General features: G+C 68.4%; 16 protein-coding genes and 2 pseudogenes. 2 read left to right on the forward strand and 16 right to left on the reverse strand.

The genetic code is table 11. The features are described 5' to 3' along the window. Positions 1-165: 165 nt before the first annotated feature. The gene (locus AAG689_RS04435) at positions 166-1107 is read left to right on the forward strand and encodes a PA2169 family four-helix-bundle protein (RefSeq protein WP_406624902.1); all 942 of its coding nucleotides are present in this window, start codon (positions 166-168) and stop codon (positions 1105-1107) included. Positions 1108-1119: 12 nt separating this feature from the next. Here AAG689_RS04435 and xth read toward each other — a convergent pair whose 3' ends face one another. The 3 genes from xth to AAG689_RS04450 all read right to left on the reverse strand — a co-directional run bounded on the left by xth (position 1120) and on the right by AAG689_RS04450 (position 3713). Continuing rightward, positions 1120-1896 carry an exodeoxyribonuclease III gene (gene xth / locus AAG689_RS04440; RefSeq protein WP_406624903.1) on the reverse strand — a complete coding sequence of 259 codons (777 nt, stop codon included), beginning with the start codon at positions 1894-1896 and terminating at the stop codon, positions 1120-1122. A gap of 75 nt (positions 1897-1971) precedes the next feature. Then, entirely contained in the window at positions 1972-2610 is a 639-nt protein-coding gene (locus tag AAG689_RS04445; RefSeq protein WP_406624904.1) for a DUF1345 domain-containing protein, read from the reverse strand. A gap of 194 nt (positions 2611-2804) precedes the next feature. Next, positions 2805-3713 carry an HTH-type transcriptional regulator ArgP gene (locus AAG689_RS04450; protein WP_406624905.1) on the reverse strand — a complete coding sequence of 303 codons (909 nt, stop codon included), beginning with the start codon at positions 3711-3713 and terminating at the stop codon, positions 2805-2807. A 69-nt stretch (positions 3714-3782) separates the two neighbouring features. Here AAG689_RS04450 and AAG689_RS04455 point away from each other — a divergent pair. Continuing rightward, a pseudogene (locus AAG689_RS04455) lies at positions 3783-4411 on the forward strand (LysE/ArgO family amino acid transporter). Here the strand turns inward: AAG689_RS04455 and AAG689_RS04460 are convergent. From AAG689_RS04460 to AAG689_RS04520, 13 genes and pseudogenes are all read right to left on the reverse strand, one after another. Next, a complete protein-coding gene (locus AAG689_RS04460; RefSeq protein ID WP_406624906.1) occupies positions 4408-4995 on the reverse strand; it encodes a cupin domain-containing protein in 588 nt (195 codons plus the stop codon). The pseudogene AAG689_RS04455 and the gene AAG689_RS04460 overlap by 4 nt on opposite strands. A gap of 15 nt (positions 4996-5010) precedes the next feature. After that, positions 5011-6290: pseudogene (locus tag AAG689_RS04465) on the reverse strand (M20 family metallo-hydrolase). A gap of 20 nt (positions 6291-6310) precedes the next feature. After that, on the reverse strand, positions 6311-7591 hold the full coding sequence (locus tag AAG689_RS04470) for an amidase (protein ID WP_406624907.1): 1281 nt from the start codon (positions 7589-7591) through the stop codon (positions 6311-6313). A 13-nt stretch (positions 7592-7604) separates the two neighbouring features. Next, complete coding sequence (locus AAG689_RS04475; protein WP_406624908.1) at positions 7605-8312, reverse strand: ABC transporter ATP-binding protein; 708 nt, start codon at positions 8310-8312, stop codon at positions 7605-7607. Then, entirely contained in the window at positions 8309-9097 is a 789-nt protein-coding gene (locus AAG689_RS04480; RefSeq protein WP_406624909.1) for an ABC transporter ATP-binding protein, read from the reverse strand. Before AAG689_RS04480 ends, AAG689_RS04475 begins: the two co-directional genes overlap by 4 nt. Further along, the gene (locus tag AAG689_RS04485; RefSeq protein WP_406624910.1) at positions 9094-10254 is read right to left on the reverse strand and encodes a branched-chain amino acid ABC transporter permease; all 1161 of its coding nucleotides are present in this window, start codon (positions 10252-10254) and stop codon (positions 9094-9096) included. Before AAG689_RS04485 ends, AAG689_RS04480 begins: the two co-directional genes overlap by 4 nt. Before the next feature lie 4 nt (positions 10255-10258). Then, the gene (locus AAG689_RS04490; RefSeq protein ID WP_406624911.1) at positions 10259-11188 is read right to left on the reverse strand and encodes a branched-chain amino acid ABC transporter permease; all 930 of its coding nucleotides are present in this window, start codon (positions 11186-11188) and stop codon (positions 10259-10261) included. A 54-nt stretch (positions 11189-11242) separates the two neighbouring features. After that, positions 11243-12385, reverse strand: coding sequence for a branched-chain amino acid ABC transporter substrate-binding protein (locus AAG689_RS04495; RefSeq protein ID WP_020231051.1), 1143 nt, complete (start codon positions 12383-12385; stop codon positions 11243-11245). A gap of 328 nt (positions 12386-12713) precedes the next feature. Next, the gene (locus AAG689_RS04500; protein WP_406624912.1) at positions 12714-13499 is read right to left on the reverse strand and encodes a MetQ/NlpA family ABC transporter substrate-binding protein; all 786 of its coding nucleotides are present in this window, start codon (positions 13497-13499) and stop codon (positions 12714-12716) included. Between the two features lie 228 nt (positions 13500-13727). Continuing rightward, positions 13728-14450 (reverse strand): phosphoserine phosphatase SerB, encoded by a 723-nt coding sequence (gene serB / locus AAG689_RS04505; protein ID WP_406624913.1) that lies wholly within the window; start codon positions 14448-14450, stop codon positions 13728-13730. Between the two features lie 82 nt (positions 14451-14532). After that, on the reverse strand, positions 14533-15324 hold the full coding sequence (locus AAG689_RS04510) for a DNA alkylation repair protein (RefSeq protein WP_406624914.1): 792 nt from the start codon (positions 15322-15324) through the stop codon (positions 14533-14535). Next, positions 15311-15814: a MarR family winged helix-turn-helix transcriptional regulator gene (locus tag AAG689_RS04515; protein ID WP_406624915.1), complete on the reverse strand. Its 504-nt coding sequence runs from the start codon at positions 15812-15814 to the stop codon at positions 15311-15313. Before AAG689_RS04515 ends, AAG689_RS04510 begins: the two co-directional genes overlap by 14 nt. Positions 15815-15851: 37 nt before the next feature. Then, positions 15852-16526 carry a hypothetical protein gene (locus tag AAG689_RS04520; protein WP_406624916.1) on the reverse strand — a complete coding sequence of 225 codons (675 nt, stop codon included), beginning with the start codon at positions 16524-16526 and terminating at the stop codon, positions 15852-15854.

Here is a 16526-nt window from a genome sequence, read left to right on the forward strand (position 1 = left end):
CCAGTCAAGCACAAGCAGCTCCTTTATTTGTAGCTTGCGGCTGTGGGAAAAGCGCTGCCTGCGGGTGGGCGGCGCGTCCTACAGCCGGGTCGTCCGCCTGCTGACCCGACGGGGGCGGGCCGGCTTTGAGAATGGCTCCATTGTTCAACCAACCGGAGTCGATTCATGTCGGATTTCAAGGATGACAACCGAGACCCCCTGACCAACGAACCGGGGGCGCACCCCATCGGGACGGGCATTGGCGCTGCGGGCGGTGCCGTGGCCGGCGCTGCGGCAGGCTCGTTCGGAGGGCCTGTGGGCGCCGCGGTCGGTGGCGTGGCCGGTGCGGTGGTGGGCGGGCTGGCGGGCAAGGCTGCAGCCGAGTCGATCGACCCCACCGCCGAAGACGCCTACTGGCGCGACACCTACGAACGCGAGCCGTACTACGTTGCCGGCCGCACGTATGACGAATACCGTCCCGCCTACGAGCTTGGCTGGAGCGCCGTGGGCCGGTACGAGGGCGACTTCGAAGCTGTGGAGCCCCAGCTCTCGCGCGATTGGGGCCATGCCCGCGCCACCAGCCCGCTGGAATGGGAGCAGGCCCGTCCCGCGACCCGCGCCGCGTGGGACCGCGCCCGTGGCAGCGCGCTGACCGGCTCTGCCGTGGCGAGCGAGACGGTGCTGGTGGACAACGAGGACGTGGTGGACGTGCTGGACGACCTGCTCGAATGCAGTCGCGACGGCGAATACGGCTTCCGCACCTCGGCCGAGCGCAGCGACAGCCCGGAGCTCAAGCAGATCCTGTTGCGCCATGCCGGCGAATGCGCGACCGCTGCCGCTGAACTGGAGCGCGAAATCCGTTCCTATGGCGGCGAGCCCTCGTCGGGCGGCACCGTGGCCGGCGCGCTGCACCGCGGCTGGGTGTCGGTGAAGGCGGCCTTCAGCAGCAACGACGACAAGGCCGTGCTGGAAGAATGCGAACGCGGCGAAGACGCCGCCGTGGCACGCTACCGCAAGGCCCTCAAGGCCACGCTGCCGGCCTCCGTGCGCGCCCTGGTGGAGCGCCAGGCCCAGGGCGTGCAGCGCAACCACGACGAAATCCGCGCCCTGCGCGACCGCCAGCCCTGACGGCTGACGGCTTCAGCCCAGCGTCACCACCACGGGTGCGTGGTCGCTGGGCTGCGGGTTCTTGCGCGGCGCGCGGTCGATACGGCAGGCCGTGACCTCGCCGCGCAGCGCATCGCTCACCAGCACGTGGTCGATGCGCAGCCCGCGGTTCTTCTGAAAGCCCAGCATGCGGTAGTCCCACCACGAATAGCTCTTCTCGGGCTGCTCGAACAGGCGGAACGCATCGGTCAGGCCCAGCTCCAGCAACTGGCGGAAATGCGTGCGCTCCTCCACCGTGTGGTGGATGGTGTCCTTCAGGCCCACGGGGTCGAACGAATCACGGTCCTCGGGCGCCACATTGAAGTCGCCCACCAGCGCCAGACGCGAGTGCGCCAGCATCTCCTCGCGCAGCCAGCGGTGCAGGGCGGTAAGCCACAGCATCTTGTAGTCGAACTTGTCCGTGCCCGGGGCTTGCCCATTCACGAAGTAGCAGTTCACCAGCCGCAGAGGGCCCTGCGGCGTGTCCAGCGTAGCGGCGATCACGCGCGCCTGTGCGTCGTCGTGACCCGGGATGTTGCGCACCACGTCGCGCATCGGCGTGCGGCTGAGGATCGCGACACCGTTGTACGTCTTCTGGCCGAAGCACACGGCGTGGTAGCCGGCAGCCTCGAACGCATCGTGCGGGAATTTCTCGTCCACTAATTTCAGCTCTTGCAGGCCGATGGCATCCACAGGGTTGGCTTGTAGCCAGGCCAGCACTTGCGGCAGGCGGACGGACAGGGAGTTGATATTCCAGGTGGCAATTTGCATGTGAAGTGGAAGGATGTTGAACGAGTACGGCTCCGAGCCGGGGGTGTCATTGGGGTGGGGTGCGGCAATTCCTGTTCACAGTCCGCCCAGCGCATTCACGGTGAAGGCCAGGACCCCCATGTTGAAAAGAAATGCCATGACCGAATGGCCCAGCACGACCTTGCGCATGTGGGCCCCGGTGACCGCAATGTCGGAGGTCTGGAACGTCATGCCCAAGGTGAAGCTGAAATAAAGAAAGTCCCAATAGGTGGGCGCAGGGGTGTCGGGCACTTGCAGGCCGCCCCTGTCTCCGCCGCTGTCCTGCAGGTAGTAGAGATGGGCGTAGTGCAGGGCGAAGACGGTGTTGGCGAAGATCCATGAAAGGGCGAGTGCACCGACGACGAGGCTGATGCCTTGCCAGTGCAGGGACGCCTTGCCCGCAATGAGCGTCCCGATACTGAACAGGATCACCAGGGACAGGAGTGCGGTGATGGCCAGCAGAACCGCGCGGTTGGCATCGTTGGCCTGGGCTGTGCGGCGCATGGAGCCGGGGTTGTCGTTCAGCAGCGGCAACACCAGTCCCAGGAAAACCAGCGCCGCGGTATTGAAGCCCAGAAGCAACGCGATGCGTATGTCTGCAAAACGGGTGCTGCACACCGCGAACGCGATCACGAACGTGGCGCCGAATGCGAGAAACCGCAGCGGGGCGATGGTGCTGCTTACCCGGTCAAGCATCGTGGCTGGCTGATTCAGCAGGGTCGAACCACGTCAACATTGCACCTTCTCCTGGGACTCCCGCATGGGAGGGCAATGGTAGTGGGACTTTGCGAAGGACGCGTGCCTTTTGGCGCAAGTCCCCAAAGGCTTTTTTGTGGATCTGTATCAAAATTGCCTCCAGCGCTTATCCAGCAAGCGCAAGCAGCTATCAATCAGGTAGCGCCAGGCTCCAGCCACCGCCGCGCAGCGCCCATCACGCATTGAGTCAGCCTGTCCAATGCTTGCTGCGCGCTGCGCGGATGGGCCCAGTAGAGCGGCACGTCCAGCGTGCGGCCCGGCAGCAGCTCCACCAGCGTGCCGTCCTGCAACTGCCGGTCGATCAGCACCGTGGGGTGCATGCCCCAGCCCATGCCGATCTCGCAGGCGCGCACGTAGCCGAAGTTGGACGGCAGGAAGTGCCGCGGCGCCTGCGTGCGCGAAGCCAGGCCGTGTGCCTGCATCCACAGGTCCTGCAGACGGTCCTTGCGGTCGTAGATCATGATGGGCGCGCGGGCCAGTGCGGCGGGTGTCACGCCGTCGGCGAAGTGGCGTGCGGCGAAGTCCGGGCTGGTGGCGGCCACGTAGCGCATGGTGCCCAGCGGCCAGGTGTTGCAGCCTGCGATGGCTGTGCCGGTGGCGGTCACGGCGGCGATCACCTCGCCTTCGCGCAGGCGCTCGCCCGTGTGTTCCTGGTCGTCGATGCGCAGGTCCAGCAGTTCGTTGCCGCCGGCGGTGAAGGCGGCCATGGCCTCCATGAACCAGGTGGAAAGCGAATCCGCGTTCACCGCCAGCTTGAGTGTGGGCGCAGGAGCGGGGGCATCGGGCAGCAGGTCCGGATTGGTGCGGCGCAACTGGTTCTCGAGCAACGCCACCTGCTCCACGTGCAGGCACAGGCGCCGGCCCGCATCGGTGCCCGTGCAGGGCGTGCCGCGCTGCACCAGCACCTGGCCCACGCGCTCCTCCAGCTGCTTGATGCGCTGCGAGACGGCCGAGGACGTGACGTGCAGGCGCCGTGCGGCGCGCTCGAAACTGCCCTCGCGCACCACGGCGGCCAAGGCTTCCAGAGCAGCATAGTCCAGCATTCAGTTTTGCTAAAGATTGGTTAGAAGTTTGAAGTTTACTTAAACCAGACGGAGGCCTACGATGCCCCCATGTTCACCACTGCCGTTTCCTCCTCCTGGCTTGCGGGCTTCACCGTCTGCCTGTCGCTCATCGTCTCCATCGGGGCGCAGAACCTGTATGTGCTGCGCCAGGCGGTGCAGGGCCGGCACGTGGGCGTGTGCGTGGCCTGGTGCGTGGCCAGCGACGCACTGCTGGTGGGCCTGGGTGTGGCAGGCATGGCGCAGGTACTGGGCAGCTCGCCCACCCTGGCGCATGCCCTGCAACTGGGCGGCGCGCTGTTCCTGCTGGCCTATGGCCTGTTCGCGTGGCACCGCGCTTTTTTGCGCCCGACGCGGGGCTTCATGCTGCGGGCAGCGGCGTGGCCCGCGGCGTGCTGGGCGTGGTGAGCGGACTGGCGGTCATCACGCTGCTCAATCCCCATGTGTACCTGGACACGGTGCTGCTGATCGGCTCCATCGGCGCGCGGCAGGATGGCAGCCTCAAGTGGGTCTTCGTGCTGGGTGCGGCCTCGGCCAGCCTGGTGTGGTTCGTGGTACTGGCCTTCGCGGGGCGGCGGCTGCAGGGCGTGTTCGCCAACCCGCGTGCATGGCGGGTACTGGATACGCTCACCGGCGCGATGATGTTCGTGCTGGCGTGGTGGGTGTGGCAGTCGGCCTAGAACGTCGCCGGCGAGTTGACCCAGAGGATGCGAGCCACCACTTCGCCGGCATTGCGGTAGCCGTGGGGCACCTGGCTGGAGAACGCGAAGGCATCGCCCGGCTGCAGGATGAAGCGTTCATGCCCTAGCTGCAACTCCACGGTGCCTTCCAGCACGTAGCCCATTTCTTCGCCGGTGTGCTCGATCTGGCCGTCGCTGGCCTCCCCCGGGTCGATGATGTGGATGTTGGCCTGGAGCAGGCCGCCGCGCTGGGGCAGCACCAGCCGCTCCAGGCCGAGGCCGCCGCTGCGGATCACGGGCCGCTCGCCCTGGCGCAGGATGGGGCCGGCGTTGGGCGAGCCTTCCGCGGTCAGGGCCGCGATATTGGTGTTCAATGCCACCGCCAGCCGGTGCAGCATGGCCAGGGACGGGGTGGCCGACCTGCGTTCGATCTTGGAGATCAGGCTTTCCGAGCATTCGGCCCGCTGTGCCAGCTCCAGCAGCGTGAAGCCGGCGACCAGCCGCGCATGCCGCAGACGCACGCCCAGCGTGCTGGCGGGGTGGGACGGGTCGGGGGCTGGGGCACGGGGCTTGCGGGGCGTCACGGGTGGGGTTTTCAGCTAGCGATTGGCCAGGGCGGTCACCGTGTAGGCGAGGGCTTGTGCGCCCAGGAACAGGTCGCGCGGTGCCGTGGCTTCGGCCGCATTGTGGCTGATTCCCTTTTCGCTGGGCACGAAGATCATCGCCGTGGGGCAGTGGTCGGCCAGGTACATCGCGTCGTGGAAGGCGCCGGAGGTCAGCGCCAGCGGTGCGGGCAGCCCGGCCCGGGCGCTGGCGCGCCCGGCCGCTTCCTGGATCAGGTCCAGCATGGGCTGCGGGAAGTGCGTGGGTGCGCGCTGGAAGAAGCGCTCGATGGTGACGGCACCCTGGGATGCGGCCGCCTGCGCATGCAGGAACGCCTCGAAACCGTCGAGCACGCCGTCGTCCAGGCAGCGCATGTCCACGGTGAAGTCCACCTGGCCCGGAATCGTGTTGACCGAGTTGGGCGTGACCTGCCAGCGGCCCAGGGTCAGTCGCAGCTGGGCGGCGCTTTGCGAGGCTGCGTAGTCGTAGAGCTTTTGCGCCAGCGGCACGGTCGCGGCCATCGCGTCGCGGCGCTCGTCCATGGGCGTGGTGCCGGCATGGGCCATCACGCCGTGGCACGACACGGTGAACCAGCGCACGGCCTGGATGCCCGTCACCACGCCGAGCGGGATGCCGGCGCGCTCCAGTACGGGCCCCTGCTCGATGTGCAGCTCCACGCAGGCCGACAGGGGGCGCTGCATGGCGCAGCGGGGCAGGCCGGGCGCCTGCGCGAGGGCGGTCTGCAGTGCATCGCCGAAGCGCACGCCGTCCTTGTCCGTGGAGCCGAGGTAGCCCGGCAGCCGGGACGGATCGACGAAGGCACTGGAGCCCATCGCGCCGGGGCCGAAGCGGCTGCCTTCCTCGTTCGTCCAGGCAACGACCTCGATGGGGCGCAGCGTCTCGATGTCTGCGTCGTTGAGCGCGGCGATGGTTTCCAGCCCGGCCAGCACGCCATAGGCGCCGTCGAGCTTGCCGCCCACGGGCTGGGTGTCGCCGTGGCTGCCCGTGAGCACGGCCGGCAGCGCGTTGTCCGCCCCGGGCGGCGGAAGAACAGGTTGGCGCAGTCGTCGATCATGACCTCGCAGCCCAGGGCGCGGGCCTGGTCGACGAGGTGGCGGCGCGAGGCGAGGTCGATGTCGGTGAGCGTCTCGCGGGATACGCCGCCGTCCGCGCGGCCGCCGAATGCGGCCAGCGCGGCGATGGAGGCCTGCAGGCGGTCGTGGTTCACGGCGTCCTGCGCGCGGGCCGGGGCGTCGAGGCTGGGTGGCTGGTTCAAAGAGGTCTCCTGTGGGATGGTTATGCCAGGGTACGCTCCAGCGCATGTGCTGCGCTCAGGGCCTGGGCATCGTGGTAAGCGGGGGCGACGAGCGTTACGCCCACGGGCATGCCGTGGGCGCCCGTGCCCACGGGGACATGGACGCAGGGATTGCCCAGCAGGGACCACATGCGGTTGAACACGGGATCGCCCGTGGCCTCCAGTCCCGCCGGGGCGATGCCTTCCGTGCTGGGGGCGAGCAGTATGTCCACCTGGGTGAACACGGCGTCCAGCGCATGGCGCGCAGCGCGTGCCTGCGCTTGCGCCGCGAAGAAGCGCATGCCGTCCACCTGCCGGCCGCTGGCCAGCACGGCGGCAAAGGCCGGGCTGAACAGGTGGGAGTCTGTGCGCAGCTCCGGCGCGAAGGCAGCGGCGGCCTCGTGGCCCATGATGTCGACCTGCGCGGCATTCAGCGAGGCGAACGTGTCGGGCAGGATGACCTCGGCCACGCGCGCACCGCCGCGTGCGAGCACGTCGGCCGCCTGTTGCAGAGCGCGGCGTGTGTCGTCGCCGGCCCGGTCCCCATGCGGCGTGCGGCACAGCCCGATGCGCAGCCGCCCGATGGGCTGGGGCGCGAGCGGCAGACCGGCCAGCGTGCCGACCAGGAAGGCGGCGTCGTCCACGGTGCGCGCGATGGCGCCCACCGTGTCCAGGCTGGGCGAGAGCGGCTTGATGCCGGCGAGCGGCAGGGTGCCGTGCGTGGGCTTGTAGCCCACCACGCCGCAATAGGCCGCGGGGCGCACGATGGAGCCCGCCGTCTGCGTGCCGAAGGCCACCGGCACCATGCCCGCCGCCACGGCGGCGGCCGAGCCGCTGGACGAACCGCCCGGCGTGCGCGGCGCGTCCAGCGGCGCACGCGGGTTGCGCGTGGGGCCGGGCTGGAAGGTGGCGAATTCGGTGGTCACGGTCTTGCCCATGACGAGGGCGCCGGCGCTGCGCGCCATCGCCACGCAGCCCGCATCCACCGGCGGCCTATGCCCTGCGTAGATAGGCGAGCCGTAGGTGGTGGGCATGTCGCAGGTGTCCATCAGGTCCTTCACCCCGATGGGCAGGCCGTGCAGCGCGCCGGCCTGTGGCGCCTCGTCCAGCGCACGGGCCTGCGCCAGCACCTGCGCGGCATCGAAGTGCTGCCAGGCCAGCACCTGGGGCTCACGTTCGTGGACGCGCTCGATGAACGCCTGGGCCACGTCCTGGGCGCGCAGTTCGCGGCGCGCGAGGCGGGCCACCAGTTCGCGGGCGGGCCATCCAAGGCAGTCGTGCATGGGGTTCCTTTCCTCAGCCGAAATAGGCGGCTTTCACTTCGTCGTTGGCGGCCAGCGCATCGGCCGTGCCCTCGGCCATCACGCGGCCCTGCGAGAGCACGTAGCCGTAGTGCGAGATGGCCAGCGTCTGGCGCGCGTTCTGCTCCACCAGCAGCACGGTGATGCCCAGCGCGTTGATGTGCTTGATGACGCTGAAATTTTCCTTCACGTACAGCGGCGACAGGCCCAGCGAAGGCTCGTCGATCACCAGCAGCCGGGGCTCGGCCATCAGGCCGCGGCCGATGGACACCATGGCCTGTTCGCCGCCCGACATGGTGCCGGCGAGCTGCACGGCGCGCTCCTTCAGGCGCGGGAAGATCTCGTACACCTTGGCCAGACGCTCGCGCACCCGCGCCGAGTCCTTTTCCAGGAAGGCGCCGAGCGCGAGGTTCTCTGCCACCGTCATGCGCGGAAACACCTTGCGCCCTTCGGGAATGCAGGCGATGCCGCTGGCGATGATGCGGTGCGTCTTCTCGCCCGCGAGGTCGCGGCCGTTCCACAGGATCTGGCCCTGGCGCGGCGGCGTGAGCCCCAGGATGGAGCGGATCAGCGTGCTCTTGCCCGCGCCGTTGGCGCCCAGGATGCAGGTGATCTTGCCCGGCGCGACGTCGATGCACACGTCGTGCAGCACGTTCACCTTGTCGTAGCCCGTGGTCAGGCCTTTCACGGTCAGGGCGCTCATACGGTTTCCTCTCCCAGGTAGGCGGTCTGCACTTGCGGGTCGGAGGTGATCTCCGCATAGCTCCCTTCGGCGATCTTCTTGCCGTAGTTCAGGACGACACAGCGGTCGGTGATGCGCTCGATGACGTTCATCTCGTGCTCGATCAGCACCACGGTCAGGTTGCCGAGCTTGCGGCGCACGTCCAGGATGTCGCCCATCAGCGCGTGCGTCTCGTCGTGCGTCATGCCGGCCGAGGGCTCGTCCAGCAGCAGCAGGCGCGGCTGGCTCAGCAGCGCGCGGCACACCTCGATGCGGCGCCGGTCGATCATCGTGAACGTCTCCACGGGCTCGAACATGCGGCTCACCAGCGGCGGGCTGAAGATGCCCAGCAGGCCGCGCACTTTCTCCACGTAGGCCTCGTACTCGGCGCGGAAGGCACGGCGCCGCAGCAGGTTGAAGACCAGCCCGTGCTGCATGTGCTGGTAGTCGCCGATGACGATGTTGTCGAACACCGTCAGCGGCAGCGACAGGCGCGAGCGCTGGAAGGTACGCGCCACGCCGCTGCGGTAGACCTCCTGCGGCGTCTTGCCGATGATCTCGCCGCCTCGGTAGGCGATGCTACCGCTGCTGGCCTTGTACAGGCCCGTCAGCACATTGAAGAACGTCGTCTTGCCCGAGCCGTTGGGGCCCAGCAGGCCCAGCACCTCGCCCTCATGGATGGACATGTCGAGATGGTCGAGCGCCGTCAGGCCGCCGAAGCGCATGGTCAGGCCCTTGACCTCGACCAGGGTGGGTGTCTGGCTCATCGTGCGGCCTCCTGGCTGAAGAACAGGCGGGTCTTGCGCGGCAGCAGGCCGTCGGGGCGGAACAGCAGGATGGCGATCACCAGCGCGGCGTAGAACAGGAAGCGGTATTCCTGGATGAACTGCAGCTTCTCGGGCAGCACGAGCACGATCACCGCGGCGGGCAGCAGCCCCACGGCGTTGCCCAGGCCGCCCAGGATGACGATCGACAGCATCAGCAGCGAATCGGCGAACGTGAAGTTGTTCGGCGCCACGAAGCCGGTCAGCATGCCGTACACGCTGCCCGCGATGCCGGCGAAGCAGTTGCCCATCATGAAGGCGATGACCTTCCAGCGCGCGATGTGCAGGCCGAAGGTGGCGGCGGCCGTCTCGTCGGTGCGCACCACGTCCATGGCGAGGCCGACCCAGGAGCGCTCCAGCGCCTTCACCAGCAGGAAGATGCCGCCGCACACCACGAGGCTGAGCAGGGCGTAGCTCACGTAGAACGATGCCTCGTGGCCGAAGACGGTGAAGCCGTCGTTGAGTGCGTAGCCGAACAGCGTCATGCCTGGCACCTGCAGGCCCTGCGGGCCGCCCAGCACGTCGTTCACCTCGATGAAGGTCTTGAACAGGATGCCGAAGGCGATGGTCACCAGCGCCGCGTAGTGGCCGCGGGTGCGCAGCACCGGGGCGATCAGCACCGAGCCGATCACGGCGGCGATCGCGCCCGAGATCACCACGATCAGCAGGTGCGGGATGCCCGTGTGCGTGGCGAGCACCGCCGTGGCGTAGGCGCCGATGCCGAAGAAGGCCGCGCCGGCGAAGTTGGCCACGCCGGAGAAGCCGAACTGCAGTGTCAGCCCCAGGCCTGCGGTGGTGTAGAGCAGCACGGCGCAGATCATGAGCAGCGCGAAGTGCTGGTCGTAGAACAGCGCGATCAGGGCGAGCACCGAGCCCGCGGCCCAGAGGTTGGCCTGGCCGGGGCGCAGGGCGCCGGCCGTGCCGATCTGCCCGGCGATGCCGCTCTTGCGTGCCAGCGCGATCGCGATGGCAGCCAGGGCCAGCAGCGCGCCGACGGCGGCCTGCGATTCGGCGTGCAGGAACAGCCACATGTACACGGTGAGGGCGATGCTGGCGCGCGCCAGCACCAGGGTGGGATTGTGGGGTTGGCTGGTGGTCATGGTGTCACACGCGCTCGCTGGATTTTTCGGCGATCAGGCCAGTCGGCTTCCAGGCCATCAGCACGATGACCACGGCGAAGGCGAACACGTCCTTGTACGCACTGGGAATGTCGGGAACCAGGGCTGGCAGCGCCGCGCTGCCCAGCACCTGCAGGCCGGCGAACAGAAAGCCGCCGAGGATGGCGCCGTAGACGTTGCCCAGGCCGCCGAGGATGGCGGCGGCGAAGCCGATCACGCCCAGCAGCAGGCCGATGTTGAAATTGATCTCGTTGTAGTACAGGCCGTTCATCACGCCCGCCAGGGCCGCCATGCCGGAGCCCAGTGCGAAGGTGAGCAGCACCACGGCCTCGAAGTTGATACCCATGAGGCGCGCGGTCTCGCCGTCCTGCGCCACGGCGCGGATGGCCATGCCAAGGCGCGTGCGCGTGATGAGCAGGTGCACGCCCACGATCACGGCAGTGCCCGCAGCGAGCAGCATCAGGTTGTCCACCCGCAGCGAGAGGCCGCCCAGCTCGATCGAGCTGGTGGGCAGCAGGCGCGGGAAGGGCTTGGGGTTCGAGCCGTCCGGGTAGAACAGCCGCACCGCCTCGCGGATCACCGTGCCCAGCATCAGCGTGGCGAGCAAGGTGTTGAGCGGCGGCGCCTTGCGCAGCGGCAGGATCAGGTATTTGGCGATGGCCGCGCCTAAAGCGCCCGTCACGCAAATGGCGCACAGCACCACCGCGAGCAGTTGCAGCCAGGGCGAGCCGAAGTTCAGCATGGTCATGCCGACCGATGCGGCCAACCCGGCGAACGCGCCGACCATCAGCACGTCGCCGTGCGAGAACTTGATCACGTCCAGCACGCCGAAGAACAGCGTGAAGCCCACGGCGACCATGGCATAGATCATGCCGAGCATCAGGCCGTTGAAGATGTATTGCCCGAGTTCACTCATCCGATTCCCCTTGTCATGCCGCGGCCCGCACGCGGGCGGGCCGCTGCGTCGTGCTTACAGGCCGGCGAGCTTCTTCTTGCCGCTGGCGTAGGCGCTGTCTTCCCAGATCACCCACTTGCCGCCGTCGACCACGTACTTGGTCACGAGCGGCACGATGTTCTGGCGGTGGTCGTCGAAGGTCACCTTGCCGATCACGGTGTCGGCATCCTTGGTGGCGTTGAGCACGTCGCGCACCTTCTTGCGGTCGGGGCCCACCTTCTCCACGGCGTCGATGATCAGGTTGGTGGCGGCGAAGGCGAACGGGCCGTAGGCCTCGGGCGGCTCGCCGAACTTCTGCTGCTGGTACTGTTCGGAGAAGAGCTTCCCGCCCGGCAGCTTCTCCAGCGGTGCGCCTTCCAGGAAGGCCAGCGAGCCCTCGGCCAGCTCCGGGCCCACGCCCTGGATGTAGGCGTCGGACATCACACCCGAGGTGCCCTGGAACTGCGCCTTGATGCCCAGCTTGTCCATCTGCGTGCGGATGCGCACGCCCAGGGGTGTGAGGCCGCCGAAGTAGATGACGTCCGGCTTGAGCTCGCGGATCTTGGTCAGCTCGGTCGTGAAGTCCTGCTGTTCGGCCGTGACGCCGAACGTGCCCACGATGGTGCCGCCGTCCTTCTTCAGGTATTCGCTGAAGTACTTGTTGTGGCCTTTGCCGTAGTCGGTGGTGTCGTGGATGACGGCCCACTTCTTGTAGCCCTGGCCGGTGACGAACTTGGCCGCCACCTCGCTCTGGTTGATCATGGTGCCGTTGACGCGGTGGACTTCCTTGAAGTTGTTCGCGTAGGTGATGTCGGGCAGCACGGCGCCCCACACCACGGCCGGCATGCCGAAGCGGCTGTACACGCCCACGGTGCCCATGGCCACGGCGGAGCAGAAGTGGGTGACGCCCGCCACGATGTTGCGGTCGGCCGCGACCTTGGTGGCGACCTGCACGCCCACGTTGGGGCGGCATTCGTCATCCTGCGTCACGAGCTGGTAGGTGTACTTCGCCTTGGGGTCCGCATTGCGCAGGCGCACGGCCAGCTCCGCCGAATTGCGGCCGCCCAGGCCGATGGCCGACACGCCGCCGGTCAGCGGGCCGATGAAGGCGATCTTGACGACGTCCTTGGCTGCTGCGGGCGCGCTGCCCAGGAGCATGCTGGCGGAGGCGGCCAGCATGGCGGCCGCGATGACGGAATGTTGCTTTGGCACCTTTTTCCCCTTTGAAGTGAGCGCTGGATGGGTTTCAAGCCAATTGAAAATTTGTGCAAGTCATGGGCACTAAATTCAAGTGACTTGAAAATTATGCAAGCAGCATGCCAACCTGGGGGTGCCGAAATATGCTCGGTAACCCGCACTGTTGCGGCCTGGCGGCGGGCCAGGGCGCGCAGGAACACCGCGGCTGCCTCACGCTGGTGCAGCCGCATGCCTGGCTTTGGGGCGTGGTGCGGCGGGAATAAAAAAAGCGCTGCAGGAGCAGCGCTTCAGGGATGGAGCGTGGAGAGGCTCAGAACGCGGGCACCACGGCGCCCTTGTACTTGTCCTGGATGAACTTCTTCACCTCGGGCGTGTGCAGCGCGTTGATCAGCTTGGCGATGGTGGCGTCGCCCGCACGGTCGGCGCGGGCCGCCACGATGTTGGTGTAGGGCGAATCGGCGCCTTCGATGAACAGCGCGTCCTGCGTGGGGTTCAGCTTGGCCTCGATCGCGTAGTTGGTGTTGATCAGGGCCAGGTCCACGTCGGCCAGGGCGCGCGGCAGCAGCGGGGCTTCGAGTTCCTTGAACTTGAGCTTCTTGGGGTTCTTGGCCACGTCCAGCGGCGTGGGCGTGAGGCTCTTGGAGTCCTTCAGCTCGATCAGGCCCTGCTTGGCCAGCAGGATCAGCGCGCGACCGCCATTGGAGGGGTCGTTGGGGATGGCCACGATGGCGCCGTCCTTGAGCTGATTCACATTCTTGATCTTGCTGGAGTAGGCGCCGAAGGGCTCCACGTGCACCTTGCCGTTGGGAACGGCCACCAGGCTGCTCTTGCGGTCCTTGTTGTAGCTGTCCAGATAGGGCTGGTGCTGGAAGAAGTTGGCGTCGAGCTGCTTGTCCTGCACGGCGGCGTTGGGCTGCACGTAGTCGCTGAATTCCTTGATCTGCAGGTCCACGCCCTGGGCTTTGAGCTGGGGCTTCACGAAGTTCAGGATTTCCGCATGCGGCACGGCCGTGGCGGCCACCTTGAGCACGTCGGCGGCCTGCGCGCCCAGCGCGAGGGTGGCCAGGGCAATGGCGGAGAGGGTTTTCTTCAGCATGGCGATCAGCGTCCTTTGAATGGGTTACTCCACATCGCCGCTTCATGCAAGAGGGCGATTGCTAGGGCGCAAGTGTAAGACGGGCACACGCCCGGCAATTCGTTTTTATTTTCATATTCATATATGGCGCCATATCTTTATGGAGGGAATTTATGGCGAAATAGGGCTGCGGCGCTTTACTGGAAAGCGCTGGCAGCTATGAATAGGGGAGCGTTGGCGCGCGTGCGTTCAGCGCAGCACTTCCAGTAGCCGGTCCAGCCCGCCCTGGTTGATCGCCACCTTGGCCTGCGCGCGCACGGCGGGCTTGGCGTGGTAGGCCACCGAGAGGCCCGCGGCGCCCATCATCGGCAGGTCGTTCGCGCCGTCGCCCACGGCGATCGCCTGGCGCGGGTCTATGCCCATGAGCGATGCCACCTCCAGCAGCGTGCGGCGCTTCTCGGCCCCGTCGCAGATGTCGCCCCAGGGCTGGTCCACCATGCGGCCGGTGAGCTGGCCGCCCTCGACCTCCAGCACGTTGGAGCGTGCGAAGTCGATGCCCAGATGCGTCTTCACGCGGTCGGAGAAGAACGTGAACCCGCCCGATACCAGCAGCGTGGCCAGGCCCGCGGCCTTGGCGGTGTCGATCAGTTCCTTCGCGCCGGGGGTGAAGCGCAGCCGCTCGGCGAACACGCGCTCCAGGTGGTCCATGCCCACGCCCTTGAGCAGCGCCACGCGCTGGCGCAGGCTTTCCTTGTAGTCGGCGATCACGCCCTGCATCGCCGCCTCGGTGATGGCCGCCACCTCGGCCTTGCGGCCCGCGGCGTCGGCGATCTCGTCCACGCACTCGATGCTGATGAGCGTGGAGTCCATGTCGAACGCGATGAGCTTGTAATCGGCCAGGCGCAGCGGCGGCGCGATGCCCTGCACGACGAGGCCGGGGGCGAATTCGGTGGGGGTGGCGTGGGCGGTCATATGCTTCTGAAAAGATAGCTGCCTGCGCTTGTTCCACAAGGGCAAACAGGCAAAAAGACTAAAAATCGGATGGGAGCGCGGATTATCGCCGCCCCGCGCCCGGTTGCAGGCTGCGCTGCGCGCGCTGGCAGATGCGCTGCGTGGCGGCGCAGCCGCCATCCTGCAGCCACTGGGCGCACAGCGCGCGCACCCAGTCGGGCCGGTCCTTGGCTGCGTCGTTGAGCCAGTTGGCTACCGAGTCCTGCACGTAGGCGCTGGGATCGGCGCGCAGCGGCACCAGCAGGGGTAGTGCGGTGTCGGGGCGGCTCTTGAGGTCCGCGATGTGGGCGCACCAGACGCCGCGCGGGCGCAGTGCCTCGCTGGCGAAGCGGCGCAGGCGCTCGGAGGGCGCATCCGTCCAGGCGGCCAGCAGCGCGACGGCCTCGGGCAGCTGCCGCGCGAGGTGCGGGCGCACGGCCATCCAGGCCCATTCGCGCACGCCGAAGTGCGCATCGTCGGCCAGCGGGCGGATGGCGGCGAGCCGCGTGGGCAGGTCCAGCCCTGGCTGCGCGCCGACCATGAAGCAGGCCCAGCCGCGCACCGTGTCGGCGGGGTGGACCCTGCAGGTGCCGATGCCGGGGCTGCCCAGTGCCTGCAGCAGCAACGCGCCGATGCGCTCCATGCGCTTCAGGATGCCGAGGCGGCACGCGTCCTCGGCAGCGGCATGGAGGGCGGGCGGCAGGCCGGGGAACACGCTGCGCAGCAGCTTGGCCTGGTCGAGTACCAGGCATTCGGCGAGGGTGGCCGTGGGCAGCGTGCCGCGCGAGAGCGCGTCGAGCACGCCGGCGGGAATGTCCGCGGCGCGCGTGGCGCCCTTGCGCTCAGGCGGCGCCATGTGCCGCTGCGCCGGTGTTGGCGGCCACCTTGTCGAGCAGCCGGGCCAGCTGCGTGCGTTCGGCGGCGGTCAGGTTGCCGAACAGGCCGGCGATCCACTGGCCGTGCTGCTCGAACAGCGTGCGGGCGAACTGCCGGCCCTTGCGCGTGAGCCGGATGCGCAGCGCGCGCCGGTCGCCGGGCTCGGCATGGCGCTCGGCCAGCGCCCCTCGCTCCAGCCCGTCGAGCAGGCCGGTGACGGTGGCGCGCGTGACGCCCGCCTGCCCGGCCAGCAGGTTGGGCGCCAGGCCGTCGGGCGCGGCGTCGAGCAGGAAGAGCATGACGAACCGGCCTTCCGACAGGCCGTGCGGGGCCAGCAGCGCGGCGCAGTCGCGGTCGATGCGCGCGGCCAGCGACAGGGTCTGGAAGCACAGGCGGATGCCTTGCAGGTCGGGAAGCTGCCGCCGTTCGGCCTCCTGCAGCAGAGCGAGGTATTTCTGTTCGAGCACCATGCCGCGATCATACGGTATGGCGGCTAATCATCAGGTGCTATCGCTGGTCCAGGTACAGCCGGTCGGACCAGGTGGCCAGCCACTCGGGCTTGAAGGCAACGAACACCGCGCACAGCATGCCGGTGACCACCGCGTCGCCCCAGGCCATGAGCCAGCGCGCCACCAGCGAGAGCTGCTCGCCCACGCCCGGCAGCACGTGGCCCACCCACTGCGACAGCGTGCCGGCGGCGAACACGCACAGTGCCGTGCCCAGGAAGCCCCGGCCCAGCACGTAGACGAACAGGCGCGCGCCGCCCAGCGCGCGCGTGCCGGAGAGCCGGCGCACCGCCGCGCCCAGCAGCACCGCCAGCGAGGCCGGCACCACGCCCTGCCACACGGCCAGGCCCAGCGCGTCGCCCCAGGCCAGGCCGGGCGAGACCAGCGCGGCGATGCCGCCCACCGCCAGCAGCGTGGGCACGGCCAGCGGCCAGCCGAGCATGAGCAGCACCAGGCAGGCGCCCGACCACTGCAGCTGCAGCGGCATGCGGTGCAGCGTGGGCAGCGCCCAGGCCCAGGGCAGCAGCGCCAGGGTGGCCAGCAGCGGCGTCCACAACGCGGCGGGCGCGCCATGGGTTTCGTGGGCCAGGGGCTCGCGGCTGGCCAGCAGCCGCCAGGGCCGCGCGGCCAGGGCGAGGGCCAGGGCCAGCAGGGCGAGGGCGGCTTCGATCCACAT

The organism is Acidovorax sp. SDU_ACID1 (genome assembly GCF_045291395.1).
In the GTDB taxonomy this organism is placed as follows: Bacteria; Pseudomonadota; Gammaproteobacteria; order Burkholderiales; family Burkholderiaceae_C; genus MR-S7.

What these genes read in the sequence shown, in the direction of transcription:
- AAG689_RS04500 (WP_406624912.1), bottom strand. Translation starts at nt 13,499, where the DNA reads ATGCTGAAGAAAACCCTCTCCGCCATTGCCCTGGCCACCCTCGCGCTG.
- AAG689_RS04435 (WP_406624902.1), top strand. Translation starts at nt 166, where the DNA reads ATGTCGGATTTCAAGGATGACAACCGAGACCCCCTGACCAACGAACCG.
- AAG689_RS04480 (WP_406624909.1), bottom strand. Translation starts at nt 9,097, where the DNA reads ATGAGCCAGACACCCACCCTGGTCGAGGTCAAGGGCCTGACCATGCGC.
- AAG689_RS04450 (WP_406624905.1), bottom strand. Translation starts at nt 3,713, where the DNA reads ATGCTGGACTATGCTGCTCTGGAAGCCTTGGCCGCCGTGGTGCGCGAG.
- xth (WP_406624903.1), bottom strand. Translation starts at nt 1,896, where the DNA reads ATGCAAATTGCCACCTGGAATATCAACTCCCTGTCCGTCCGCCTGCCG.
- AAG689_RS04510 (WP_406624914.1), bottom strand. Translation starts at nt 15,324, where the DNA reads ATGGCGCCGCCTGAGCGCAAGGGCGCCACGCGCGCCGCGGACATTCCC.
- AAG689_RS04485 (WP_406624910.1), bottom strand. Translation starts at nt 10,254, where the DNA reads ATGACCACCAGCCAACCCCACAATCCCACCCTGGTGCTGGCGCGCGCC.
- AAG689_RS04495 (WP_020231051.1), bottom strand. Translation starts at nt 12,385, where the DNA reads ATGCTGGCCGCCTCCGCCAGCATGCTCCTGGGCAGCGCGCCCGCAGCA.
- AAG689_RS04520 (WP_406624916.1), bottom strand. Translation starts at nt 16,526, where the DNA reads ATGTGGATCGAAGCCGCCCTCGCCCTGCTGGCCCTGGCCCTCGCCCTG.
- AAG689_RS04515 (WP_406624915.1), bottom strand. Translation starts at nt 15,814, where the DNA reads ATGGTGCTCGAACAGAAATACCTCGCTCTGCTGCAGGAGGCCGAACGG.
- serB (WP_406624913.1), bottom strand. Translation starts at nt 14,450, where the DNA reads ATGACCGCCCACGCCACCCCCACCGAATTCGCCCCCGGCCTCGTCGTG.
- AAG689_RS04490 (WP_406624911.1), bottom strand. Translation starts at nt 11,188, where the DNA reads ATGAGTGAACTCGGGCAATACATCTTCAACGGCCTGATGCTCGGCATG.
- AAG689_RS04445 (WP_406624904.1), bottom strand. Translation starts at nt 2,610, where the DNA reads ATGCTTGACCGGGTAAGCAGCACCATCGCCCCGCTGCGGTTTCTCGCA.
- AAG689_RS04470 (WP_406624907.1), bottom strand. Translation starts at nt 7,591, where the DNA reads ATGCACGACTGCCTTGGATGGCCCGCCCGCGAACTGGTGGCCCGCCTC.
- AAG689_RS04475 (WP_406624908.1), bottom strand. Translation starts at nt 8,312, where the DNA reads ATGAGCGCCCTGACCGTGAAAGGCCTGACCACGGGCTACGACAAGGTG.